At 36.8% G+C, this 21,952-nt stretch carries 21 protein-coding genes; 10 read left to right on the forward strand and 11 right to left on the reverse strand.

Annotation, left to right across the window (positions count from 1 at the left end; translation table 11 throughout):
* Window positions 1-3: 3 nt before the first annotated feature.
* From SNE38_RS01180 to SNE38_RS01190, 3 genes are all read right to left on the reverse strand, one after another.
* Entirely contained in the window at window positions 4-432 is a 429-nt protein-coding gene (locus SNE38_RS01180) for a hypothetical protein (RefSeq protein ID WP_336045699.1), read from the reverse strand.
* 26 nt (window positions 433-458) lie between these two features.
* Window positions 459-1,238 (reverse strand): class I SAM-dependent methyltransferase, encoded by a 780-nt coding sequence (locus SNE38_RS01185; RefSeq protein ID WP_336045700.1) that lies wholly within the window; start codon window positions 1,236-1,238, stop codon window positions 459-461.
* 97 nt (window positions 1,239-1,335) lie between these two features.
* Window positions 1,336-1,896 (reverse strand): GNAT family N-acetyltransferase, encoded by a 561-nt coding sequence (locus SNE38_RS01190; RefSeq protein WP_336045701.1) that lies wholly within the window; start codon window positions 1,894-1,896, stop codon window positions 1,336-1,338.
* Window positions 1,897-2,522: 626 nt separating this feature from the next.
* Between SNE38_RS01190 and SNE38_RS01195 the strand changes: the two genes are divergently transcribed.
* Together SNE38_RS01195 and SNE38_RS01200 are read left to right on the forward strand one after the other, a co-directional pair.
* Window positions 2,523-3,497, forward strand: coding sequence for a BMP family lipoprotein (locus tag SNE38_RS01195; RefSeq protein WP_336045702.1), 975 nt, complete (start codon window positions 2,523-2,525; stop codon window positions 3,495-3,497).
* A 19-nt stretch (window positions 3,498-3,516) separates the two neighbouring features.
* Window positions 3,517-5,166, forward strand: a complete 1,650-nt coding sequence (locus SNE38_RS01200) for a methyl-accepting chemotaxis protein (protein WP_336045703.1) — start codon at window positions 3,517-3,519, stop codon at window positions 5,164-5,166.
* 614 nt (window positions 5,167-5,780) lie between these two features.
* Here the strand turns inward: SNE38_RS01200 and SNE38_RS01205 are convergent.
* Both SNE38_RS01205 and SNE38_RS01210 read right to left on the reverse strand, forming a co-directional pair.
* Window positions 5,781-6,959, reverse strand: a complete 1,179-nt coding sequence (locus SNE38_RS01205; RefSeq protein WP_191705361.1) for a M20 family metallopeptidase — start codon at window positions 6,957-6,959, stop codon at window positions 5,781-5,783.
* 95 nt (window positions 6,960-7,054) lie between these two features.
* Window positions 7,055-8,575 (reverse strand): AbgT family transporter, encoded by a 1,521-nt coding sequence (locus tag SNE38_RS01210; protein ID WP_191705360.1) that lies wholly within the window; start codon window positions 8,573-8,575, stop codon window positions 7,055-7,057.
* A 387-nt stretch (window positions 8,576-8,962) separates the two neighbouring features.
* Between SNE38_RS01210 and SNE38_RS01215 the strand changes: the two genes are divergently transcribed.
* Together SNE38_RS01215 and SNE38_RS01220 are read left to right on the forward strand one after the other, a co-directional pair.
* Window positions 8,963-9,454, forward strand: a complete 492-nt coding sequence (locus SNE38_RS01215; RefSeq protein ID WP_191705359.1) for a hypothetical protein — start codon at window positions 8,963-8,965, stop codon at window positions 9,452-9,454.
* A gap of 22 nt (window positions 9,455-9,476) precedes the next feature.
* The gene (locus SNE38_RS01220) at window positions 9,477-9,860 is read left to right on the forward strand and encodes a YxiJ family protein (RefSeq protein WP_336045704.1); all 384 of its coding nucleotides are present in this window, start codon (window positions 9,477-9,479) and stop codon (window positions 9,858-9,860) included.
* A 504-nt stretch (window positions 9,861-10,364) separates the two neighbouring features.
* Here SNE38_RS01220 and SNE38_RS01225 read toward each other — a convergent pair.
* Window positions 10,365-10,622 (reverse strand): UDP-glucose 6-dehydrogenase, encoded by a 258-nt coding sequence (locus SNE38_RS01225; protein ID WP_336045705.1) that lies wholly within the window; start codon window positions 10,620-10,622, stop codon window positions 10,365-10,367.
* Between the two features lie 271 nt (window positions 10,623-10,893).
* Between SNE38_RS01225 and SNE38_RS01230 the strand changes: the two genes are divergently transcribed.
* Window positions 10,894-11,367 (forward strand): DUF2062 domain-containing protein, encoded by a 474-nt coding sequence (locus SNE38_RS01230; RefSeq protein ID WP_336045706.1) that lies wholly within the window; start codon window positions 10,894-10,896, stop codon window positions 11,365-11,367.
* 101 nt (window positions 11,368-11,468) lie between these two features.
* Here the strand turns inward: SNE38_RS01230 and SNE38_RS01235 are convergent, their stop codons facing one another.
* On the reverse strand, window positions 11,469-12,221 hold the full coding sequence (locus SNE38_RS01235) for an SDR family NAD(P)-dependent oxidoreductase (RefSeq protein WP_191705348.1): 753 nt from the start codon (window positions 12,219-12,221) through the stop codon (window positions 11,469-11,471).
* A 623-nt stretch (window positions 12,222-12,844) separates the two neighbouring features.
* Here SNE38_RS01235 and SNE38_RS01240 point away from each other — a divergent pair.
* The 3 genes from SNE38_RS01240 to SNE38_RS01250 are packed head-to-tail and all read left to right on the forward strand — an operon-like array spanning window position 12,845 to window position 15,314.
* Complete coding sequence (locus tag SNE38_RS01240) at window positions 12,845-13,576, forward strand: conserved phage C-terminal domain-containing protein (protein ID WP_336045707.1); 732 nt, start codon at window positions 12,845-12,847, stop codon at window positions 13,574-13,576.
* Window positions 13,573-14,829 carry a replicative DNA helicase gene (locus tag SNE38_RS01245; protein WP_336045708.1) on the forward strand — a complete coding sequence of 419 codons (1,257 nt, stop codon included), beginning with the start codon at window positions 13,573-13,575 and terminating at the stop codon, window positions 14,827-14,829. The genes SNE38_RS01240 and SNE38_RS01245 overlap by 4 nt, the downstream gene beginning before the upstream one ends.
* Window positions 14,830-14,831: 2 nt before the next feature.
* Window positions 14,832-15,314, forward strand: a complete 483-nt coding sequence (locus tag SNE38_RS01250; RefSeq protein WP_336045709.1) for a hypothetical protein — start codon at window positions 14,832-14,834, stop codon at window positions 15,312-15,314.
* A gap of 299 nt (window positions 15,315-15,613) precedes the next feature.
* Here SNE38_RS01250 and SNE38_RS01255 read toward each other — a convergent pair whose 3' ends face one another.
* Window positions 15,614-16,093, reverse strand: coding sequence for a hypothetical protein (locus tag SNE38_RS01255; protein WP_336045710.1), 480 nt, complete (start codon window positions 16,091-16,093; stop codon window positions 15,614-15,616).
* A 106-nt stretch (window positions 16,094-16,199) separates the two neighbouring features.
* Complete coding sequence (locus SNE38_RS01260) at window positions 16,200-16,811, reverse strand: hypothetical protein (protein ID WP_336045711.1); 612 nt, start codon at window positions 16,809-16,811, stop codon at window positions 16,200-16,202.
* A gap of 500 nt (window positions 16,812-17,311) precedes the next feature.
* Between SNE38_RS01260 and SNE38_RS01265 the strand changes: the two genes are divergently transcribed.
* Complete coding sequence (locus tag SNE38_RS01265; RefSeq protein ID WP_191705339.1) at window positions 17,312-17,776, forward strand: DNA polymerase III subunit alpha; 465 nt, start codon at window positions 17,312-17,314, stop codon at window positions 17,774-17,776.
* 148 nt (window positions 17,777-17,924) lie between these two features.
* On the opposite strand, the gene SNE38_RS01270 is transcribed toward SNE38_RS01265, so the two are convergent.
* A complete protein-coding gene (locus SNE38_RS01270) occupies window positions 17,925-18,536 on the reverse strand; it encodes a hypothetical protein (protein WP_336045712.1) in 612 nt (203 codons plus the stop codon).
* Between the two features lie 312 nt (window positions 18,537-18,848).
* On the opposite strand from SNE38_RS01270, the gene SNE38_RS01275 reads away from it, so the two are divergent.
* Entirely contained in the window at window positions 18,849-19,997 is a 1,149-nt protein-coding gene (locus tag SNE38_RS01275) for a plasmid pRiA4b ORF-3 family protein (RefSeq protein WP_336045713.1), read from the forward strand.
* Between the two features lie 214 nt (window positions 19,998-20,211).
* Here the strand turns inward: SNE38_RS01275 and SNE38_RS01280 are convergent, their stop codons facing one another.
* Window positions 20,212-21,849, reverse strand: coding sequence for a DUF2075 domain-containing protein (locus SNE38_RS01280; protein WP_336045714.1), 1,638 nt, complete (start codon window positions 21,847-21,849; stop codon window positions 20,212-20,214).
* Between the last annotated feature and the right edge of the window lie 103 nt (window positions 21,850-21,952).

The following is a 21,952-nucleotide window of genomic DNA, read 5'->3' on the forward strand; positions in this document are numbered from 1 at the left end:
GAATTATCCCATATTCTCAATTATCTTGTAATCTTTTGTTTTCTTATATGGAATTTCATTTTCTTCGCAAAATACGATTAAATCTTTATAGACATCATTTGGTTTAAAATAACCAATACGAATCGAAAGCCCTTTTTGAACTTTTATGAAAGCTAATTTTGAGTTCCAACCGATTCGTTTGAACGTTATTTTTTCAACATCTGTATGAATTATTTTTTTGTTATAAATCTTTAATCCAAAGAGTTTAATGGTATAACGAATTGTATGTTTGTTTATTACTACTTGATACGTTACAAAAGCATTGCAAACACCGAAGATAAATACCGTTAACGATACCCATTTTACAGATGGAATACTCGCTATACTTACAGCAAGACCTAGAAACGCTAATGATAGAATAAGTTGACGTGACGTAGTTCTATCATATTTCATTTAATCACTCCCAAATATCTATATATTTAAACAGTTATGCGGATAATGTATCGTGAAAATGTGGTAGCTAAGCCATTCGCAGTCGTATGTCGTTCATAAATCCTAGTGATTTCAGCCAAGTCCCTCTCTTTTAATGTTTCATAAATAAAAGGATGTTGCCCAAAGGTACGTAATTTTAAAACATCTAAAGGTGAATGAAGAAATTCAGTATTATTGAGGACTTCAATTTCAAAATGATCGAAATGACTATGCATAAGTCTTTGTTGAAGACTATCTAAAATCGGTGTTCCTTTTGAAATTTCAAAGAGATTGGGGAATAGGTTTGGTAGTTCGTTATGTGTATCATCTCCTGGGTGCAGTCCAATAATACTGCCACCACTTTTCACAACATTATGAAGGGTTAGATAGGCAGAGGGTGGTCCCTTTCTAATATACGCACAATCAAATTCATCCTTAGCGAATGGAAGTCCTTCTTTTGTATTTCCTAAAACAAACGACACATTTGTTTTTTTATTTTCTAATCCAATTTGAATAAAATGATCTGTCACGTCAAAACCAACGATTTCTTTTGCAATCAAACCATTTTTATTTGTAAATTCGCCATGACCACACCCAACATCTAACACTTTTTTATCTTCTATGATTCTAGTTACTTCATGGTCAAAAATAGATTCTCCATTAGGTTCTGTAATTGTAGAATTCCATGGATATATGTACTTATGTTGAATCGTACTTAATTGTTTATACCATTCAATCGTATGAGGCTGTAACCATTTTTCAAAAGTTGTCGGGTCAGTCAATTGCATCAATTTTTCCTCCTAAGCATCATAATTTAAGCGTACCGAAAATGCGAAACAAAACAGGTTCCCAAATAGTTGTTTGGAAACCTTTCATAATAGATTATTATTCAACAGAACCCTGGATAGCCTTCCAATCATTATGTAAGATTCCCATAACAATCACATCGTATCTTTTTCCGTCGCGATATACTGCCGACCTTTTTCTACCTTCCTGTTGAAAACCAACCTTTTCATACGCTTTTATTCCACCTTTGTTATACTCAATTACTTCCAAGCCCACTCGATCCAAATTTAATTCTTGGAAAGCATAACGAAGTATTAGCTTCAAAGCATCTGACCCGTAACCATTATTTCGATTAGAAGATTCTCCAATCCCTATGGACAAGACCCCCGTACGATTGTTCCATTCAATACTATGAATAGTAACAAATCCAATTAAATGATCCTTATCAATTGTTCTAAGTCGGAAATATACTTCATTTAAGGCAGGCTTCCCATCTGAAATCAATTGTTCTTTAGATTTAGGAAGAGCTATATCTGTATCTACATTACGAAGATATTCAGAATCCTCTTCCCACTTCAGCATAACTTCAACGTCTTCTTCTCTAGGCATTGAAAGTTTTACGCGATTCCCGTTAAAAAGATTAGAGTTAACAGCTGTCATATGAATCTCCTTAATATTAGTTAGTTTTATATACCTCACCACATGTGATAAATCTCCAATTCCTAAAATACCATTTTTTACATTATAGCAAAAATATGTTTATACAACATTCGGGACAGAATATTTTTAAGAATGCTTTTGGAATTATGTTACACTGCCTTTAAAACTCGCTTGAAATAACGGAAAGAATTCCGCTTATTTAGAAATTCAACCGCAAATCAGCCAAAATAAAGGGAGAAATTCCCCTTATTCACTAGAAAAGCGCGAAAAAGTATAGTTTTTTGAACAATAAGGGAAAAACTTCCCCTTATTTCCCCCAAAAACAGAGGCCACTCACTAAATAACGGGAAATTCTCCGCTTATTTTCTTGCAACGCATTCTTAATGAATCAGCGGCACATTTCCCTTCTCTTGTCTGTAACACTAATCACTTCGTCAAATTCTACTTTTAAAAGGTGTTATATCCTTCTAATTGAATATAATTAATTTCCCACTACCAAACTGAATAATCGCAATTTTTAATAAATATATCGCAACTATTATTTCTATTTATTAAATAGAAAGTATGCGTTAATATGAGAGATGTTGGAAGTCATACTTCTGTAATATACGTAAAGGAATGATGGAATGAAAAGAAAGTGGTTGTTTTTATTTAGCTTTCTCGTTTCAGTCTTACTTTCTGCCTGCTCAGAAAGTTCAGAGGAAATAAAAAAGGAACGATTTAAAATTGGTGTCATGCTGTCAGATGCAGGGCTCGGTGACCAGTCGTTTTCAGATATTGCGTTTGAAGGACTGGAAAAAGCACGTGATGAGTTGGATATTACGTTCGATTACCGAGAGCTTGAGATAAGCGGTACATATAAGCAAGGTTTGGAAGACCTGATGGCAGAGGGGCAAGACTTAATTATTGGTATTGGCTTCACAGTGCAAGAGGATCTTGAAGCGATTGCTAAAGCCTATCCGGATCAGCAATTTTTATTGATTGATGCCGAATCAGATTTGCCGAATATTCATAATGTAACTTTTAAAGATGATGAAGGTTCCTATTTAATCGGTGCACTGGCTGCGATGAAATCAAAAAGTAATGTTGTTGGATTTATCGGTGGTGTAAATAATCCTGTAATTAAACGATTTGAAACGGGATTTATAGCGGGTGCAAAACAAGTAAATCCGGATGTAGAAGTTTTATCTGTTTTTGCCGGGGATTTCGGGGATGATCAACTTGGTGCTTCCATTGCACGGGATATGATCGAGCAAGGTGCGGACTATATTTATCCCGCTGCCGGCTTTACAGGTGTTGGCTCTATTTTAGCGGCACAGGAAGCAGGTGTACATGCATTCGGTGTGGACAGCGATCAGTTTTTCCTTGCAGAAGATACAATTGTTTCTTCCATGATGAAACGAGTTGATACAGCCGTTTATCAGGCAATCGAAGAAATTGCTGAAACGGGGGCACTTTCGGAAAAAGATAAAGTGCTTGGCATTAAAGAAAATGGTGTAAGTCTTGCGCCAATTCGTGTCGTGTCTTTAACTGAAGAGGAAAAAAAGCTATTGGAAGACGTTCAGCAAAAGCTTGCAGACGGGCAACTGATAATTAAGTAGAAGAAAGGGTCGTACAACAATGAAATTAAAACAGAAAATATTAATGTTGGCCTTGATTCCGCTACTATTAGCTGTCTGTATTATTGCTTATAATATTAGCCAGCTTATGAGCCTCAACGCCTCTACGGAAGAAGTAGTGGATTCCCTTGTTGCAGTTGAGGAATTAAACAGCACGGTCCAAAGCCTTCAAAAGTCACTAAGTGTCTATTCAATTAATGTATCAGAAAACAATAAGCATAATATTGAAACCGATTTAGCGCGAACAGAAGAGGTTTATAAAAATCTGAAAGACAGCTTTACAACAGACCGCCAACAAAAGATTAGTACACGCTTTGAAGAGAAATTTGCAAATATTGCAGAAGCGTCAGCTACCTCACTGCAGGATACAAATGTTGCAGAAATTAAGCGTCAATCACAGCGTACTCGCGGAATTGTAAATGATGTAATCGAGCTAAAACGAGAGGTTAGTGCAAACTATACCGCGATGCAACAAGAACTTGGCAACAAAATTAAAGCCATTACATGGATTTCGATTATTGCCGCAGTCGTGCTTTTATTCTTGAGTGTCGTGTCAACACTTTATTTTACAAACAAAATTGTCAATCGCATAGGACGATTAACAGCCGGTGCAAAGGAAATTGCAGCCGGGAATTTAAATGTGGAACTGAATGCCACGGATACAAACGATGAAGTAGGTGAGTTACAAGTTACCTTCCATCAAATGACAAACAATTTAAGGGATATTATTACACATGTGTCTGACAGTTCAGACCAAGTTGCAGCATCTGCCGAGGAGCTCATGGCTAGCGCGGACGAAACAATGCTTGGAACCGAACTTATTTCCACATCCATTCAAAATGTATCGGATGCAGCAGACAAGCAAAAAGAAATGTCGGGCTCTTCTGCCGCCTTTGCAAAGGATGTATTGGAGGAGGCAAAAGAAATTGCTAGTCAGGCCGGTAAAGCGACAGCACTGTCAGCTTCAACAAGTGAAAAAATTGAAAAAGGTTCGGTGTATGTAGAAAATACCGTAACTCAAATGAATCTGATTCATTCTACCGTTGAGGAAACCGCAGATTCATTAACATTACTTGCTAGCCGTACGAAAGAAATCGTTAATATTTTAAAGCTTGTTCAGGATATTTCCGATCAAACAAACTTACTTGCACTGAATGCTGCGATTGAAGCCGCTCGTGCCGGTGAAGCTGGTAAAGGCTTTGCTGTTGTTGCAGACGAAGTTAAAAAGCTTTCCGAACAGACAAAGCAGTCTGTTTACGATATTTCACGCATTGCAGTTGAAATTGAAACAGATACGACGAAAACTGTTTCTTCTATTCAGCAAGTTAAGAATCGAGTAGATGCAGGAATCAGCATCTCCCATGATACAAAGGCTACATTTGAAGAGATATTGTCAATTATTGGTCAAGTACAAAATCAGGTAAATCAGATTTCAACTGTATCCGACAGCATCCATTCTAAAATAGAATCTGTTTCAGAGCAGTCGCTACAAATGGCGAAGGTTTCAGAAACAACAGCTGACAATGCTGTATCAGTTGCCTCAGCTTCTGAGGAACAACTGGCATCTATGTCAGAAGTAAATGCAGCCGCTACTTCTCTCGCTCGTCTTGCCGAACAATTGCAAGCGATTGTGGCGAAGTTTAGAACATAAGTTTACTGTGGCTATTAAATAGCTTCACCATCTTGAACCTTTTACGATAAATAAGAAGAATCCATTTTGAAAAGAGATTTAGAAAAATGGATTCTTCTTTAGTAATTTTAAGGGAAGAAATCCCCCCAGTTTGACGCCCCACTACTTATCCTTTTTAAACAAAACTTTTTCAAACAGAATGGATAAACCCACCATTAAGAATAAAAAATAAAATCCTTTCGGGTCCTGTTTCATAAAAACTAAATAAAAACCTGTCGATCCAAATACTATAAAGAGTATCCAGAAGATTAAAGTGTTTCCTAAAATTCTTCTCGATAAAAAATTCATCTATATCCTCCTCGAAATCATCACTGTATCCTTTTTCAAAAAAATACTTCCTAACTGATTGGTTAGGAGTCTAACATAATAAAGGGCGAATTGTTAATTGTCATAGATGTTATCGATAATTGGAAACATAGAAATTTACTAAAAAACAGCGATAATTAGTACCTATTTTTGTGAAAGTTATTAAAAATGGTGATGCATATAACGAAAATCCCTACTTATGTATGATTTTAAAAATGTACAAAAAAACGCGAAAACCGTTATACACAACAGCTTTTCGCGTCTCAAATTTAAGAATGCTTCTTCAAATACTCCAACGTTGCCTTCGCAAGTGTATTGGCAGCTACTAGAAGTGCACGCTCGTCGATATCGAACTTCGGATGGTGATGCGGGTAAGCTTCTTCTTTCTCAGGGTCACGGGCACCTGTGAAATAAAATGTTCCCGGTACTTTTTCTAAATAGTAGGCAAAGTCCTCCCCACCCATTTCCGGTTCGCAAATGACCACTTCCTCGACACCTGGCGTTTCTTTTGCCTGCTCGATGAAGAATCTTGTTGTCTCCGGATCATTAATGACAGCCGAGTAGCCGCGTACATAATCGTATTCGTAATCGGCCTTCATCACATAGCAAGCCGCCTTCAGGACGTCTTCCAATTCACGTTCAATGATGCCGCGCGTTTCTTCATCAAATACACGGGCAGTACCTTTAATTTTTACAGAATCGGCAATGACGTTAAATGGGTTTAACGCTTCAAAGTGACAAATCGAAACGACTGCTGGTTTCACAGGATTAATACGGCGGCTTAATAGCTGCTGTGCATTCACAACAAATTGTGAGCCAATGTAAATCGAGTCTTTCGTTTCCTGTGGTTTCGCACCGTGTCCGCCTTTGCCTTTAATCGTAATGTAAAACCCATCTGCTGCAGCCATTAACGGACCTTCACAAACAGCAATTTTCCCATACTCGACCGGTGCCCATAAATGCTGACCGAAAATGACATCGACCCCGTCCAGGCAGCCGTCTTCAATCATCGGAATCGCTCCACCTGGGGCAATTTCTTCACCGAATTGGTGGATGAACACGACATTCCCTTGAATCTCGTCCTGAATCTGGTTCAGTGCCTTTGCTAATACAAGTAGTGACGCTGTATGTCCATCATGCCCACATGCATGCATTCTTCCATCCACTTTCGATTTATAAGGAACATCATTTTGCTCCTGAATCGATAGCGCATCAAAATCAGCACGTAGCGCAACCGTTTTACCTGGCTTGCCGCCTCTTAAAGTAGCGACTACCCCACGACCACCTACACCTTCACGCACTTCATGTCCAAGGGCACGATGGTACGCAGCAATATATTTTGGTGTCTCAACTTCTTCATGTGAAAGCTCTGGGTTTTCATGTAGGTAACGACGAATCGCGACCATTTCATCAAAATTCTGTTCTAGTATTTCAAATACATTCGTCATTTATCTCGTCTCCATTTTCTAAGTTGTCTGTATTTCGAATAAACATTACAGGTAATTCCCTGCTTCTAAAGGCTACTGTTCAAAATCCTAAAATATTACTTTAAGAAAATACCATCGCCAGGACCTAATGGCAGGCCAAGCAAGAACCAAATTGCGAATAAAATAATCCACATAATCGCGAAGAATATTGAATAAGGCAATAACGCTGAAATTAACGTACCAATCCCGATATTCTTGTCATAGCGTCTAGCAAATGCCAGTAAAATCGCAAAGTATGCAAGCATCGGCGTCACCGGGTTCGTAATGGAATCCCCTACACGGTATGCCATTTGTGTAACGGCTGGTGAATAGTTTAAATACATGAACATCGGTACAAAAATTGGTGCCAGTAAAGCCCATTTTGCAGATGCACTTGCGATCAGTAAGTTGATCAATGCACAAATAATAATGAAGCCGATAAACATTGGTGCGCCTGTAAAGTTCATATTTTGTAAAAACTCTGCACCTTTAATCGCTAAGATCGGTCCAATGTTACTCCAACCGAAGTATGCAATCATTTGCGCTGCTACGAATGCCAATACGATGAATGAAGAAAGGTCACCGATTGATTTAAACATTTGTTCTGCAACATCGCGGTCCGATTTCACCTTTTTCGTAACGATGCCGTATGCTAAACCTGGTAGTAAGAAGAAGAACAGCATAATCGGCACAATCCCCGTCATAAACGGTGAGTTTAAAAAGCCGTTATCTACTGGATTACGTAAAAGCCCTGATTCCGGTACGACTAAAATCGCCATTAAAATGATATAGGCTAACGTGACAATACCTGCCCAGCGAAGCCCTTTATTTTCTAGAGCTGTAAGTGGTTCAGCCACTTCTACTTTCCCACTGTATGTACCAAAGCGAGGCTCTACGAATTTTACTGTTACCCAACTTCCGACAATGACTAAAATAAATGTTGAAACAATTAGGAAATAATAGTTCATTGTTGCAAGTCCCGTATATGTAGGATCAACCAATTGTGCTGCCGTTTCTGTAATGCCGAGTAATAATACGTCTAAAGATGAAATAATAATATTTGCACTGAATCCCCCAGCAATTGCTGCATATGTAGCGATTAACCCAACAAGTGGATTTCGTCCAACACTCATGAAAATCATTGCGGCAATTGGAGGTAAAATAATGAACGCTGCGTCTGCGGCAACATTCCCGACAAGACCTGTAAATAAAATAACAGGTAAGATGATTTTTTTAGGAGCACTTAATACCGTTTTTTTCATTAACGCCGATATTAAGCCACTGTTTTCAGCCACCCCGATACCGATCATCGTCACGACTACGATCCCAAGTGGCGCAAAGCCCGTAAAGTTCGTCACCATGTTTGAAATAATTTGAATAAGTCCTTCACGATTTAACAGGTTAATAACTTCAATCGTTTCGTCTGTGCCTGGCTTAACGGCCGAAACCCCAATTTTTGATAGAACAAATGATAACGCAAGAACAAAAAATGCCAAAATGACGAATAACGTAACCGGGTCTGGTAGTTTATTTCCCGCTCGTTCTATTCCGTCTAAAAACCTATCCACCATTTTTTTCTTAACAACTTTATTTTCCATATGAGCCCCCCTAGATGATTAATGTTTTAAAGAATAACAAAGCAAGAAAAACTTAACAACTAGTTATGCAAATTTTTAGATTTTTTGTTATATTTCGATAATAATAGTGTTTAGTTTAGCGACGTTATTTGCAGGGAGGTCTTTTATCTGGGGGATTGCGTAGTCTCTTCAGTAGAATTTCTTATCAATTAGATTATGAAATTAGCTATTCTTACGTTAAATTCGATACTTTTTTCAAACAAAACTTCATATAATAAAATAAATTAAATATATTTTTTTGATATTTGGTTCTATTTTAAGTTGTTACAGTAGAATATTGACATTCAATATTCTTTAATTTACCATTTTATTTACAAGACTACCTATTACTACCTAGGAGGTATTTTAATGCACTATACCTTAGTAGATTACGAGCACAACATCACTACTGTCACGTTTCATCCTATGTCCAATTCTGCAAGCATCACTTACTTTATTGATACAGAAGATCGTCACTATATCGATTCGCCACAATACACGTGGAAACAAGGTGGATGTGATACTCATAGCTTACATTATCATGATGAAAATAAGACTCGCGTGATGTATAAACGTTTCATTACCAATGCTCTTAAACATGAAGATACATGTGCATTAAATAATAATAAAAAGGATTTACGAAAAAACAATATTATTAAATATCCTAAAGGGAAAATAGATTATAGAGAAGAGCTTAAAGAAAGTATGAAAGCGGAATTAATTCCCTTTGAAATCGATTTAGAAAAATTAAAACCGGCATCTCAAAAGTCCGAATTAAAAAAGGAAAAAAAGAAAAAGTCCAAGAAGAAAGATAAAAAGAAAAAAGATGAATCAAAAAAGAAGAAAGCGAAGAAAAAATAGCACCAACATTAAGGGAGATCCTATGAACGCCATTTTAAAGCAATTAACCGAAATTGATCCTGAATTAAGAAAACCATTTCCTACCAATGATATTAGTAAAATAACGGAAGATTTTCGAACAGAATTTATGAAATTACCTGATGAGGTGGATTTCTATGATGATTTTCATTTTTACTGTATGAACATAGCCGGCACGCTAAGTTATGTTTTAAGTGATAGGATAAATCAAATCCCCCAAGGTCAAATCGATATGCTATTTCAATCTTTTTTTGAGCACTATCAATATGAATTTCTAGAAGACCAAATAGCAAATTATCATCATTTCTATCAAGAATATATAACCTTTGAGCAAGCAAGAAAATTGTTATTAAAGTTGTTGTTTCATGACTATCTTCCAATTTTGTAAACACTGTAAGGAGTTATTCTATGCCTACAATTCCATTCTATTCCTTTGAGGTTTTGCAAGTTTCATTATTTGATTTTGAAAACCCGCCCATTCCCGTTCCAGTTTTTTACGTTACCACTGATTACTTTTTCTTTTTACTTCTATTTGTCTTTTTTAGAGTGATTATTTTTAATTTCACTTTAAAAAATATGAAACGTCCATTAAGCATGGGGTACGATATCTCACTCTTTATTTTTACGAGCGTATGGTTAATTACTTTATACACACAAGATTTTATTTACTACAGCTACGATTCCCCTATTGTAATTTTAGCTGGCACAGCTTATGTCGCTTCCATTTTAGATTTCATATACAACTATATTTTATATAAGAAACAGAAAACACTCGGATAACCCCCTCCCCAGGTTTTTGTCAAACACAAAAAAGCCTGGTTATACCTGTGCACATCAATTCTGTGCCAGGTTACCATGCCTCGTATTTTTGGATTCTACTTTGCATAATCGATTAATTTTCAATCGGTAATTTTTTTTTCGTCTCGTACATATTTTTTAATTTAGCATAGTAAGCCGCTGCGTTTACTGCACCCTCATCCGTTTTACGTAACGCATACTCGAATGCCTCCACTAAATGCTCTGTTGTTACCAATTCATTTTTAATGTTAATTAAATCATAATACTCGTAGTTGTCAGGGATTCTCGATAAAACCTCATCATCTCCTGTAATCGAAATTAAAATATCATCGTTAAAAAATAGTTGTAGCATAGTACATGTCCCCTTTTGTTGTTTAGTATCTGTTATCTTTCTTTGATAAGCTTATTCAGCGCGTTTTTAACACGCTGTAATTAATCAGCTACTTACTCTTTACCCCATTTACTACATAATGAATCGTCAGTCAGTAGAATAACCGAGTGGCACGACCCTATTCATACAATCATTCATAAAAATGGAATCCATATCCAGTAAATTCGGTATAATATATCTATAACGATCGGTTTACGGTTGTGACGAAGTACTTGGAGAGGGATAGACATCTATGAAAATAACACGAAACATTAAATATAATTTAATCCGTCTATTTCGGCTTAAATCGGGTCCACATCAAGTTGCATCAGGGGTAACGATTGGTTTTATTCCAAGCTGGCTGCCTACATTCGGACTTGGCCCCCTACTTTCCGTCGGTTTGGCCAGACTCGTCAAGGCGAATACCGTTTCCGCACTTGTCGGTGGTGTCATGGGAACTTTTATTTGGCCGCTGCTTTTCTTCTTAAATTATCAGGTCGGGAGCTTACTATTGGATCGAAATACAAAAGTGAATGAACTGGATGAAGTAGAATACATGGACGCTATAGAACAGACTTATACAGGAATTGTGAGTTCCCATTCGAGTGGATTCATCTTTCTGACAGGTGCCATGTGCAATATCGTTATCTCCTCGATACTCATTTACATCATGGTATATGTCATGTTTAAGACGAACCGGGTAAAGATTTTAAATAAAATTAGGTGAGTTTGAAACAGTCATCTTCCGTAATATAAAGAAAACCGGGTGCATAAACAATTCAACAATTGTTCGTGCACCCGGTTCGTTGTTATATAAAATTCACGATATTAGTGGAGCATGATCGATCCGCCATCAACCATCAATGTTTGACCTGTTATATATTTCGAGTCTTCTGAAGCTAAAAAGACAGCAGCACGTCCGATATCTTGTTCCGGATCACCGAATTTACCCATCGGAATACCTGCAAGTACCCCTTCATAATATTCCGGCTGAGCTTTTGCCCATGCTTGTACACCCTCTGAATTGGCGATAGGTGAAATCAAGTTCGCTGTCACACCATCTGCCCCAAATTCATTTGCTACGACACGCGTAATACCGCGAATCGCTTCTTTTGCTGCCGCATAAGCAGCTTGTGTTTTATGCCCTTTTAACCCGGCACCTGAAGCAAAGTTAATAATATTACCACGAGTTTTCTTTAAATGTGGAATAGCCGCCTGCATTAAGTACCATGTAGGGTAGAAGCCTGTATCCATTGACAATGCTAAATGTTCTGGAGTTGTTTCAAGAAATGGAACTTGTTTAGAAGCGTGTGCATTATTCACTAACACATCTAAACGGCCATATTTCTCGACAACTTGTTCCACTACATTTTTTAGTTGATCATGCTTTGTCAAATCACATTCAATAAAGCTAGATTGTGGTGAGTGTTGCTGTAATTCCGCCAATACTTTTGCGCCTGCTTCCGGATTGAGGTCAACTGCTACAACAATTGCTCCCTCTTTTACCATTGCACGCCCCATACCAGCGCCAATACCGCCAGCACCACCTGTAATGATCACTACCTTGTCTTTTAATTTCAATACAATTTCTCCTTCTCAGAAAAACCACAACTCTAACGTGATTATTCCCAGTATCGTTAATAAATAATTGTTACTAACAAATTAAATATACAACTTCATTATTTTAGAGGCAAATTATAAACCGCACTTATTATGCGCTTTCTGGGCTAACTATTACAGAAATAAGTTGGTTCTTTTTTATGAATTTCCACATCACTATATTACTTCGTTAAAATATAAAGAAAATATTTCACCAAAATAAAATCTTCATTTCATTCAGCACCCACTTATTATTCTAGAATAGAATCCCTTTTCTTTTTCACAACTAAATATCCTCCTCTACCCCTCCTTATTTCCTCAGCCAAATCGCTCCCTTCCATCGCCCGATTCTAATCCCTCCAGAACAGGTCATTTAAATCCCATCCACATGTACTCAAAAAAGTCCGCTCAAAAAGATTTAATAATCTTTTAAATAATTTATAAAAATATATATTGTTGCGTTAATACGCAACGGCATTGTTTTTTCTTTGGAGCATTTCATAATCGGATCTCCCAAAAAAATATTTTCACTTTGTATGTCCCTTTTTTTGATTTTGGAAGCCATATATAAGGCAAGACAGTATTCAGAAATTGGAGGTTGGAACATGAAATTATTAGTGAACGATCGACAGTTGTTTGTATCACAGAGTTTGGCAGCACGAATCGGAGTTGAAGAGGCGTTATTCCTTCAGCAACTGCATTATCGATTAGAAACGCAAGGTGTAAAGAAAGACGGACACATTTGGTATCGCCAAACTTATCAAGGGTGGGCAAAGCAATGCTGCTATTGGAGCATTCCGAAAGTTAAAAGACTCATAACGAAATTGGAACGCTATCAAATTATCCTTTCATCAAACAAATTTAACAGCTTCAATACAGACCGTTCGAAATGGTACCGAATTGATTATGAAAAACTAGATAAGCTCCTTCAGAAAAAAATTTATACCCAGGAGGAGCTATTTCCTGAAGAGCAAAACTTATCTGAGAAGAAAAAGACAAATACGAATATTGACCGTAGTAATGAGATTGCCAACATCATTCACTATTTAAATGAAAAAGCGAATAAGCAGTTTAACGAACAGTCAAAAACGAATACCCGACTGATTAAAGGCATTTTAAAAGAGGGCTATACGGTGGAAGACTGCTACTTAGTCATTGATGAACAGATAAGAAACTGGAAGAACGACTTGCAAATGCAAAAATATTTAAGACCAATCACATTATTCCGTCCGGGTAATTTTGAAAGCTATTTAAACAATGCCCTCATAAGAATACAGGAAAATGATTACGACCCGGCACCCGTCGTACTTGATTTTGATGAAGGTGATTATGAATGATCAAAAAGGAGTTTTTAGAGCAAAGCATTTTAGCAACGATGCTAGAGGAAAATTATTTAATACTCGATAGTCAGCTCAAGCCGGACATGTTTTACGGCCAATATCACCGACAGCTTTTTGCGCTCATGCAGCAGCTCGCAAATGAAGGTCATCCCGTAGATTATTTAACACTGAGTGCACGGTTTGAACAGATTGAATCTATCGGGCTAACTTACGTGACAGAGCTTATGATGTTCGCTAATACCGATAAATTTGACGATTATGTCCAGCTACTGCGGGAAATTTGGCGCGAGCGGCAAAAAGGCCAAATTTTATTTCAGGCGGCAGAGGGAGATTGGGCGATCCCGCAAATTATAGAACGGCTTGATCATACACAGCTCGAAGGAAATCGGACAGATACAACAATCACGCAAGCTTTAGTCGCAATGGATAATCGTCCTTGGGAGGAAGTGCATACACCCGGACTCATTATCCCCCATATTAAGGACCTCGAGCTACTAATCGATGGCTTCCGCCCAGGCGAGCTGACGATTATCGCAGCCCGCCCTTCCATGGGAAAAACCGATGTGATGAACAATTTGGCGCTTTATGCTGGCTGGCAAGGTCATTTACCGATTATCTTTTCGTTGGAAATGAGTAAAACGATTTTGCTCGATCGGCTCATTGCGACGACAGGTCAATACTCTCGGTTAAAAATGCGCAACCCGAAGCAATACTTTTCAGAGGAACAAAAAAAGAACTGGATTCAAGTACTCGAACGGGTCAATAAGTCGAGCATCGAAATTGATGATCGTAGCTGTTTAACGATTCCACAAATCCGTAGCCAAGCCCGCCGTATTATTCGGCAAAATGAAAACAAAACACCGATTATTTTAATCGATTACTTGCAAATTATTCAGGCAGACCGTGATGAGGAATACGCAGCAATCACGATGAGTAAAATTAGCCGCGCCTTAAAGCAAATGGCAAAGGAGTTCAACTGCCCGGTCATTTGTCTATCCCAGCTCAACCGCAATGTGGAATCCCGCGGCAATAAACGCCCATTAATGAGTGATTTACGAGATTCGGGCTCCATCGAACAGGATGCAGACGTCATTATTTTGCTGTACCGCAAATCGTATTACGAAACAGAAAACACCAACACCCCCGATACATTAGAGCTCATCGTTGCCAAAAACCGCAATGGTCCAACAGGTACAGCTTTGGCCCATTACAACAAAAAGACAGGTCATATTTGGACAAGGGAGCGATAAAAATGGAGAGAAAAACCGTTTATACACTTCTACTTGAAATGATCAAATACGAACAAAACTTTGGGGCTTACTGGATTTACCTTGCTTTAAAGAAAGGCTATTTGCAAAAGGAGGACGACCCATCGCGTATATACGAAGTCCCATTTACCGATGAGGAAATTGCCGAAATCCGTGAAATGAATCAACGCGACGTACTCGGCATCAATCGTATTAAGCTCTATGCAACAAGCATTTCCCCTACTCAGTACGCCCTATACTTTGCCCAAACACCATATGATGCCCAAATGCTCCACGCCTCTATTTACGGCACCAAACCAACTAAGTGGCACAGCATTTACAACCAGCATAAGTACACAAGCATCTACCATAAAGAAACGGATGAGGAGATTTATATGTTTATGCTGAAGGAGCGAATTAAGGAACTTCCTTATTATATTGGAGAGGTTGCTGTGGAGGATGTGGAGGAAAAGAGTTTAGTTAACTAGTTTGTTGCTCAAAAGGAGATACCCTACAGAAGTTATCTAACTAATATCAAATACATGAGTCTTCCATTTCGTATATTTGGAAGGCTCGTTAATTAAAGGAACATATTTCCGTTATTTTAAAATTATTTCTCAAATCAGAGGAAATAGCGGTAAAGTTTTCCGTTATTAAGTAAAAATCCATGAAAATAACGCCTTTATTGCGGAATAACAGAACTTTCTCCCCTTATTTTAACGTTATTTCATAAATCAACGGTAATAGCGGTAAATCTTTCCCTTATTTAGAAATAACCATGAAAATACTAATCCCAATAATTAAACACTAAATCCCCAACCGTCTGTGATCTAAAATGATTCATAAAACGAAGCTCCACATCATTCAGGTCATTTTCATTCAATAGAATATTCCCACTGCCACTAGCTTGAAATGCTAACGGCTCTGTTAATTGTGCTGCTGTTACTACTTGATAAGGGTTTTCAAACAAGCCGGCCAATAATGGGTAGTCAATAAAATCTAAGTCACCAATCTCACAATTACTTGTGAAAGCTACATAATCATATAGATCATTATAAAAAATATAGAACGCTTCCCCATCGATTTTCACATGGGCATGAGCATAGCCAACAACAATATCCGGCTCAAAAAAGGCCAAAACCCTGCCATTTAACTGCCCGACATACGAGTAGCAGTATTTTTTGAATTCAGCCGTACATGCTGCCCAATCCCGTTCAAGTGATAAATCTCCTGCAGTAAAGCCAGTTACGCCTCTTTTTAAAATCATTTACTAAGCCCCCTTCTAATGGTGGTTTTTCACCGCCCCCCATTTTAGAATGCCATAACCACTGTAATGAAGCAAAAAAGCACATCCTGATAAAACCAAGATGTACTTAAATATTATGATCATGATCCTTTTGATGAGAAAACTCAATTAAAAATAAATCTTCTGTATCCTTCTCTATGTTGTCTATTTCCGGACGATCCCAGTCATCTCCGAAATACTTTTCTTTATCCAATATATAATGAAGCTTAGTATACTCCGCATTTTGTAGTAAGTGAAGAATATACCCTACTCTGTCCATCATGTACTTATTTAAAGCCATCATATCTTTATTCGACAGCTGGCTAATGACTTCTAGGGGTGTATTTTCAGGAATCTTTAAGTACTCATCATAACCGAATTTACCAGCATGCATATCTTCAATGATGCCGTTTCTAAAGATAAAGTGGACAATTTTGCGTGATAAATCAAACACATTCTCTTCAGGATCGCACTCTTCAGGTATCTCGCACTTGTTAATATATTCTAATGTCATGATATTCCTTTGACTTTCAAAATTTATATCCTCTTCATCTTCCTCGTAAAAAAAGCCTTCCATTTCTACTAACTCATCCATGAATTGTCGATCCAGCTTTTCAAAGGTACCGTTCATAACTTTTAGCAACTTACTCCTCTCTAATGGATCAATTGAATTCAAAAAGTCGTCTTTATCCGAGCTCATTTTATAGCCTCCATATTGTTACAAGGTTATTGCGAGTAATGGTTCTTTGTTTAATTGTGGTGCAGCATACCTACTCATAGTTATACCTCAATTCAATATTTTTATGCTGAAGGATTTTACACCAAGCTCAAATAAAACAGTGATTTTACGGTATATATGAGTTTCAGAAGCGGTACTAAAACCTTTATGTATTTCACCTAAAATATCATTCAATTTTGTCCCGACAAGAACAATAATCATCTTTCTAATAAATATTTTTCCCACTTGATTTAAAGAAATAATTACCTGCAATTAACTTATCATGATGGCTTCCAAAATAAATCACTTCAGGAATTGTATTTCGCAAGCTAAATTTGAGCCATTTATTAATTGAAATGTGAGCCTCAAAGCGAAACAAACATATAACTATAATCATATTCGTATCTATAAAGGCTAAAAAACTTCTTTTTTGGTTAGAATACTCATAATTTATAAATCAATGTAAAAAGGATGATTATTAAATGAGTGTTATAGTGCTAGAAAACAAAAGAATTTTTCTTAATAGAATTAGTAGATACGAGTTAAATTCTGATGAGCTCTACCATAGAAATGATACAGATGCGGAAAGATTTCTTTTCATATTCCTTATTAATGAGGATGAACTGTGGAGTGAATATAAGTTCAAATATTTATATATTGAAACGTATGACGGCAATTCCTATAAGTATTATTCCGATAGAAAATTAGAGAATTTAATGAAGGAAATGGATGAATATTTTCATGAATTAGGGATTGGTAGTGAAGTAGAAGATTGTTCTTATGATTTTAGTTTTCATGGCGAACCTTTAGAAGAAATGCTTGATGAAGATGAGTATTTAGAATTAGCCATTGAAAGCTATGTAAGAATTAGAGATACGTACAAATTTATTAATGAAGATATTTCATCTATCGTGAATCGAATAGATAATGCTTATGGGACTATATAAAGAACGGGGATGTATGAATTCCCCCCCTATCAAGTAGACAGCTTAAAACGACTAAGCAGCCAGCTGGTGTCGATAATTGTATCGGCGCCAGGTGGTTGAGTCGTTGTATTACTGTAAAAAAATACATCCTGACTAAATCAAGATGCACTTAAATATTATAATCGTTATCCTTAAGATCAGAAAACTCAATTACAATTAAGTCTTCTGTATCCTTCTCTATTTTTTCTATATCGGGACGATCCCAGTCATCTCCGTTATACTTTTCTTGATCCAGTATATAATGAAGCTTAGTATACTTCGCATTTTGAATTAAGTGAAGAATATATCCTACTCTGTCCATCATGTACTTATTTAAAGCCATCATATCTTTATTAGAAAGTTGGCTAATGACTTCTGGAGGTGTATTTTCAGGAATCTTTAAGTATTCATCATAACCATATTTACCAGCATGCATATCTTCAATGATGCCGTTTCTAAAGATAAAATGGACAATTTTGCGCGATAAATCAAACACACTTTCTTCAAGATCAAACTCTTCAGGTACCTCGCACTTGTTAATATATTCTAATATCATTGAATTCTTATGGCTTTCAAAATTTATAGCTTCTTCATCTTCCTCGTAAAAAAATCCTTCAATTTCTACTAACTCATCGACTAATTCTCGATCAAGATTTTCAAAGGTACCGTTCATAACCTTTAGCAATTTACTTCTCTCTAAAGGGTCAATTGAATCCAAAAATTCGTCTTTTTCTGAGCTCATTTTATAGCCTCCATATTGGCACAAGGTTTATGCGAGAATAATTCTTTACATACTCATAGTTATATCTCAATTCAACATTTTTATGCTAGATGGTTTTCCCATAAGAAAAGGGATATTTACCAAGAGTTCAACTCCCATTCAATATCCCTAATTGATTTAATTGTTTTGTTATGAACAACTGCCGTGTACAGATGCAAATATGGTTATATAAACATTGCAGTGATTACTGTCTATGCTTATACTTTAAGCAATACGGATAAGCCGTGTGAGAGCTTATACCCTTAATTATTCACGGAATGAAAGGACGAAGCGATGATTATTCAATGTACAAAGGCATTACTAGACAAACTAGAAATTCAACAAAGTGATTTAGTTTCGCCAGAAGGTTACGAACAATTCCCTAAAAGTTTGATGGGCTGGCATGCTAACCTAGTAACGATTTATAGAAGAAAAGTCATGATTTTGATGAATAATGAAACAAGATATCCAATCGTTATTAACCGTCTATTAAAGAAGGACCTTTCTAATATCAACGCAGTAATTCAAGAAGCGATTCGAGTAGCTCTTCGAATGGAGGGTATCAAAGAAGCCATTATTGAAGATTATTTAGCTTCGGGTGGAGACATTACATTTTCTAAAACTGCAAGTAGAAGCATGGTTGCAAAACTGAACAATACCGTGCGGGACATTGAAGCGATGTCAGAATATCTGGATAAAGATACGACAATTCAACGATATATTAGTCTCGTAGTAAGTAGAATGATTCAACTGGATGGACCAAAGAAAGGATTTTATCCAAGAAATAAAATGATAGAAAGTTTAGCGATGTTAAATGGCTTAAATGTAAATCAGGCAGCCGAACAAGTATTGGATATCGAGCTTTATCAACTAAATATTCAACTAGATTTAGAAGGGCATCCTATTTGGCGACGGGTACTCGTACCTTCCAGCTTTTCGTTTAGGCATCTTCATAATATTATTCAAACAGTTTTCGACTGGCAAAACTATCACTTACATGAATTTACCGTCAAACGCACTAACAACAAACCGCTTAAAATTGTGATGGATGATGATCCCGAAACATTAGAATTCACCGCTTTCGATAATGAGGAAATCGTACAAGAACGATTTGTGTCGTTACGTGATGTCTTCTCAAAACACTCAGATGTTTTGTATCAGTATGATTTCGGCGATTCCTGGACGCATATCATTACGCTAGAAAAAAAAGTACAAGCCCATTCATTACAAGTAGTATTTTTAGAAGGAAACGGCGAACGTCCGCCTGAAGATGTAGGTGGAGAATATGGATTTAATGAGTATTTAAGAATATTAGGTGATGCTACAGATCCTGAACACGAAGACATGAAAATCTGGGCGGCATCGCAAAAGGAAAGAATCTTCACTGTAGAGCAAACAAACCAGCGTCTAAAGAACGTAATATATAACTATTATTATATTTAGTAATTTTCCAGATGTGGGACAATGGGACAGGCACACTGTCCCATTGTCTCTAAAAACTGTGACAGTTCCCGTTCACTTACTTAATCCGACCAATCGCACATACTCATAGTTATATCTCAATTCAATATTTTTATGTTGGATGGTTTTCCCATAAGAAAAGAGATATTAAACAAGAGTCCAACTCCCATTCAATACCCCTAATCACGCAATTCATTTAAATATTTTCTTTTTGATACATAAGCAATTTATTACGCAGCGCTTCATCACTCGCATAAATATAAAGCCCTTTAATACCACGTTTCATTAAAATATTGATGGAATTTAGGACGATCTTTTCTTTCGCTTCATTCACATTGACAATACCCTCTGTACCTGTGTAAGCACCCTTATCCATATACTTACTCGTATCAATAAAAATTTCATTTTTAGCCGCATCATATTGAACAGATGGACCGAGCACCACGCCAACGTAATTTAAATCAAAGCCTTGAATTGTATAAATGGAGCCGGCTTCATGAATTGTTTCTGGCTTTTCTGCCCAAGTATATTTCGTACTTGTTGTGTTCCAAGGCATTTTGTATTCGCCATTTGATTCGTTCACATAATACGTTCCGCCATCTTTTTTATGTAAATAATCGAATGTTGACACAACACGGCTCAGGCCAAATTGCTTGTTTTGCCCCTTAATTTTGTCATGCATAGCTTTCAGTGTTTCAAATACTTCAAATTCATAGTTCTCATCATGAGGTAGTGGCAATAATTGCTTACGTTTGAATGCATTAATCCAGTTAATTACCTCATCATTCGCTTGCATGCGGAACTGGTTTGTTAGCTGGTATTCCTCGTTATAAGCGCTCAGCTTTTTAAGTTGCTGTACTATCGCTGCACCCCAAAGGCTTTTCAATTTCAGTACTTGGTTTTGATCATAAATAATGACCACTACTTTTGCTAACTTTAAAAGCTCCTCTAAATGATTATCCCCGTGGAAGTTATTATACGTATCTGACTTAGTTAGTAATAAATGCGCCTCGTCCACAAAAATGATATCCGCTTTTTTCTGCTCTTTTTGAAGTGTATTGACTAAAGGCGTTGGCTTCGCAAAGTTCTTTCCTTTTAAATGCTTCACCTGCTTCGCAATCCCTTTATACGTTTTAAACATTTCCTCATGATTCACAACTAAATAATTTTCAGTTTTATACAACGGCGAGGATGCTTCCTCAGCTCGCTCTTGAATCGTATTGAAAATCGAACTTAAAACAACACTCTTTCCTACCCCAGCTTCACCTTCTATAACTAACAGGCTGCCATATGCAGATGTAGCTGCTTGTACTTGTTTCTCGCAAAATTCGAGTACCTTTTCTTTTAATTCGAGTTGCTCCAGAGACAGCTCTTTAAAAGGAGATAATTTAAAAATGTCTTTGTTTTCAATTGTATGCAGCTCATGATCCACAAGCTTTTGTTCATAGAGCTTCTGCCAAATTTCTTTAAATAACTGCTGATCATAGTACGGTTTGTTGTAGTAGTTGTGGGTAAAATTGCTCGCCATTTTACTTTTGTTTTGAAGTGTATATTTTTCATCACCAAGAAAGTAATTGATAAGCTTCGTTTCTAAATGGAATGTTGCGGAACGATTAAATTCCTCATGCTTGATTAGATTAATCTGGTCAATATTTTTACGTGCCTTTAAATGGGCTTTCATACGATTTTTAAAATACACGGTTTCACCGATGTAAGCCTCTTTGTTACCGTTCAATACGTAAATAACTGGATAATTTAAATATTGCTCTGCGTTATTTATCTGGTTGATGCTATCTTGTTTGAATGCCCAAGACAGGATTTCGATTGCTGACATTTAATCACCTACTCATTATTTCTACGGTCTTCTCCTATGGTAAAAAGCAATTCTAAATATCATCTTAATGATAACAAAGTAACGTGAAACTATTCCATTATAG

This window comes from Solibacillus ferritrahens (assembly GCF_037027585.1).
GTDB classification, from domain to species: Bacteria; Bacillota; Bacilli; order Bacillales_A; family Planococcaceae; genus Solibacillus; species Solibacillus ferritrahens.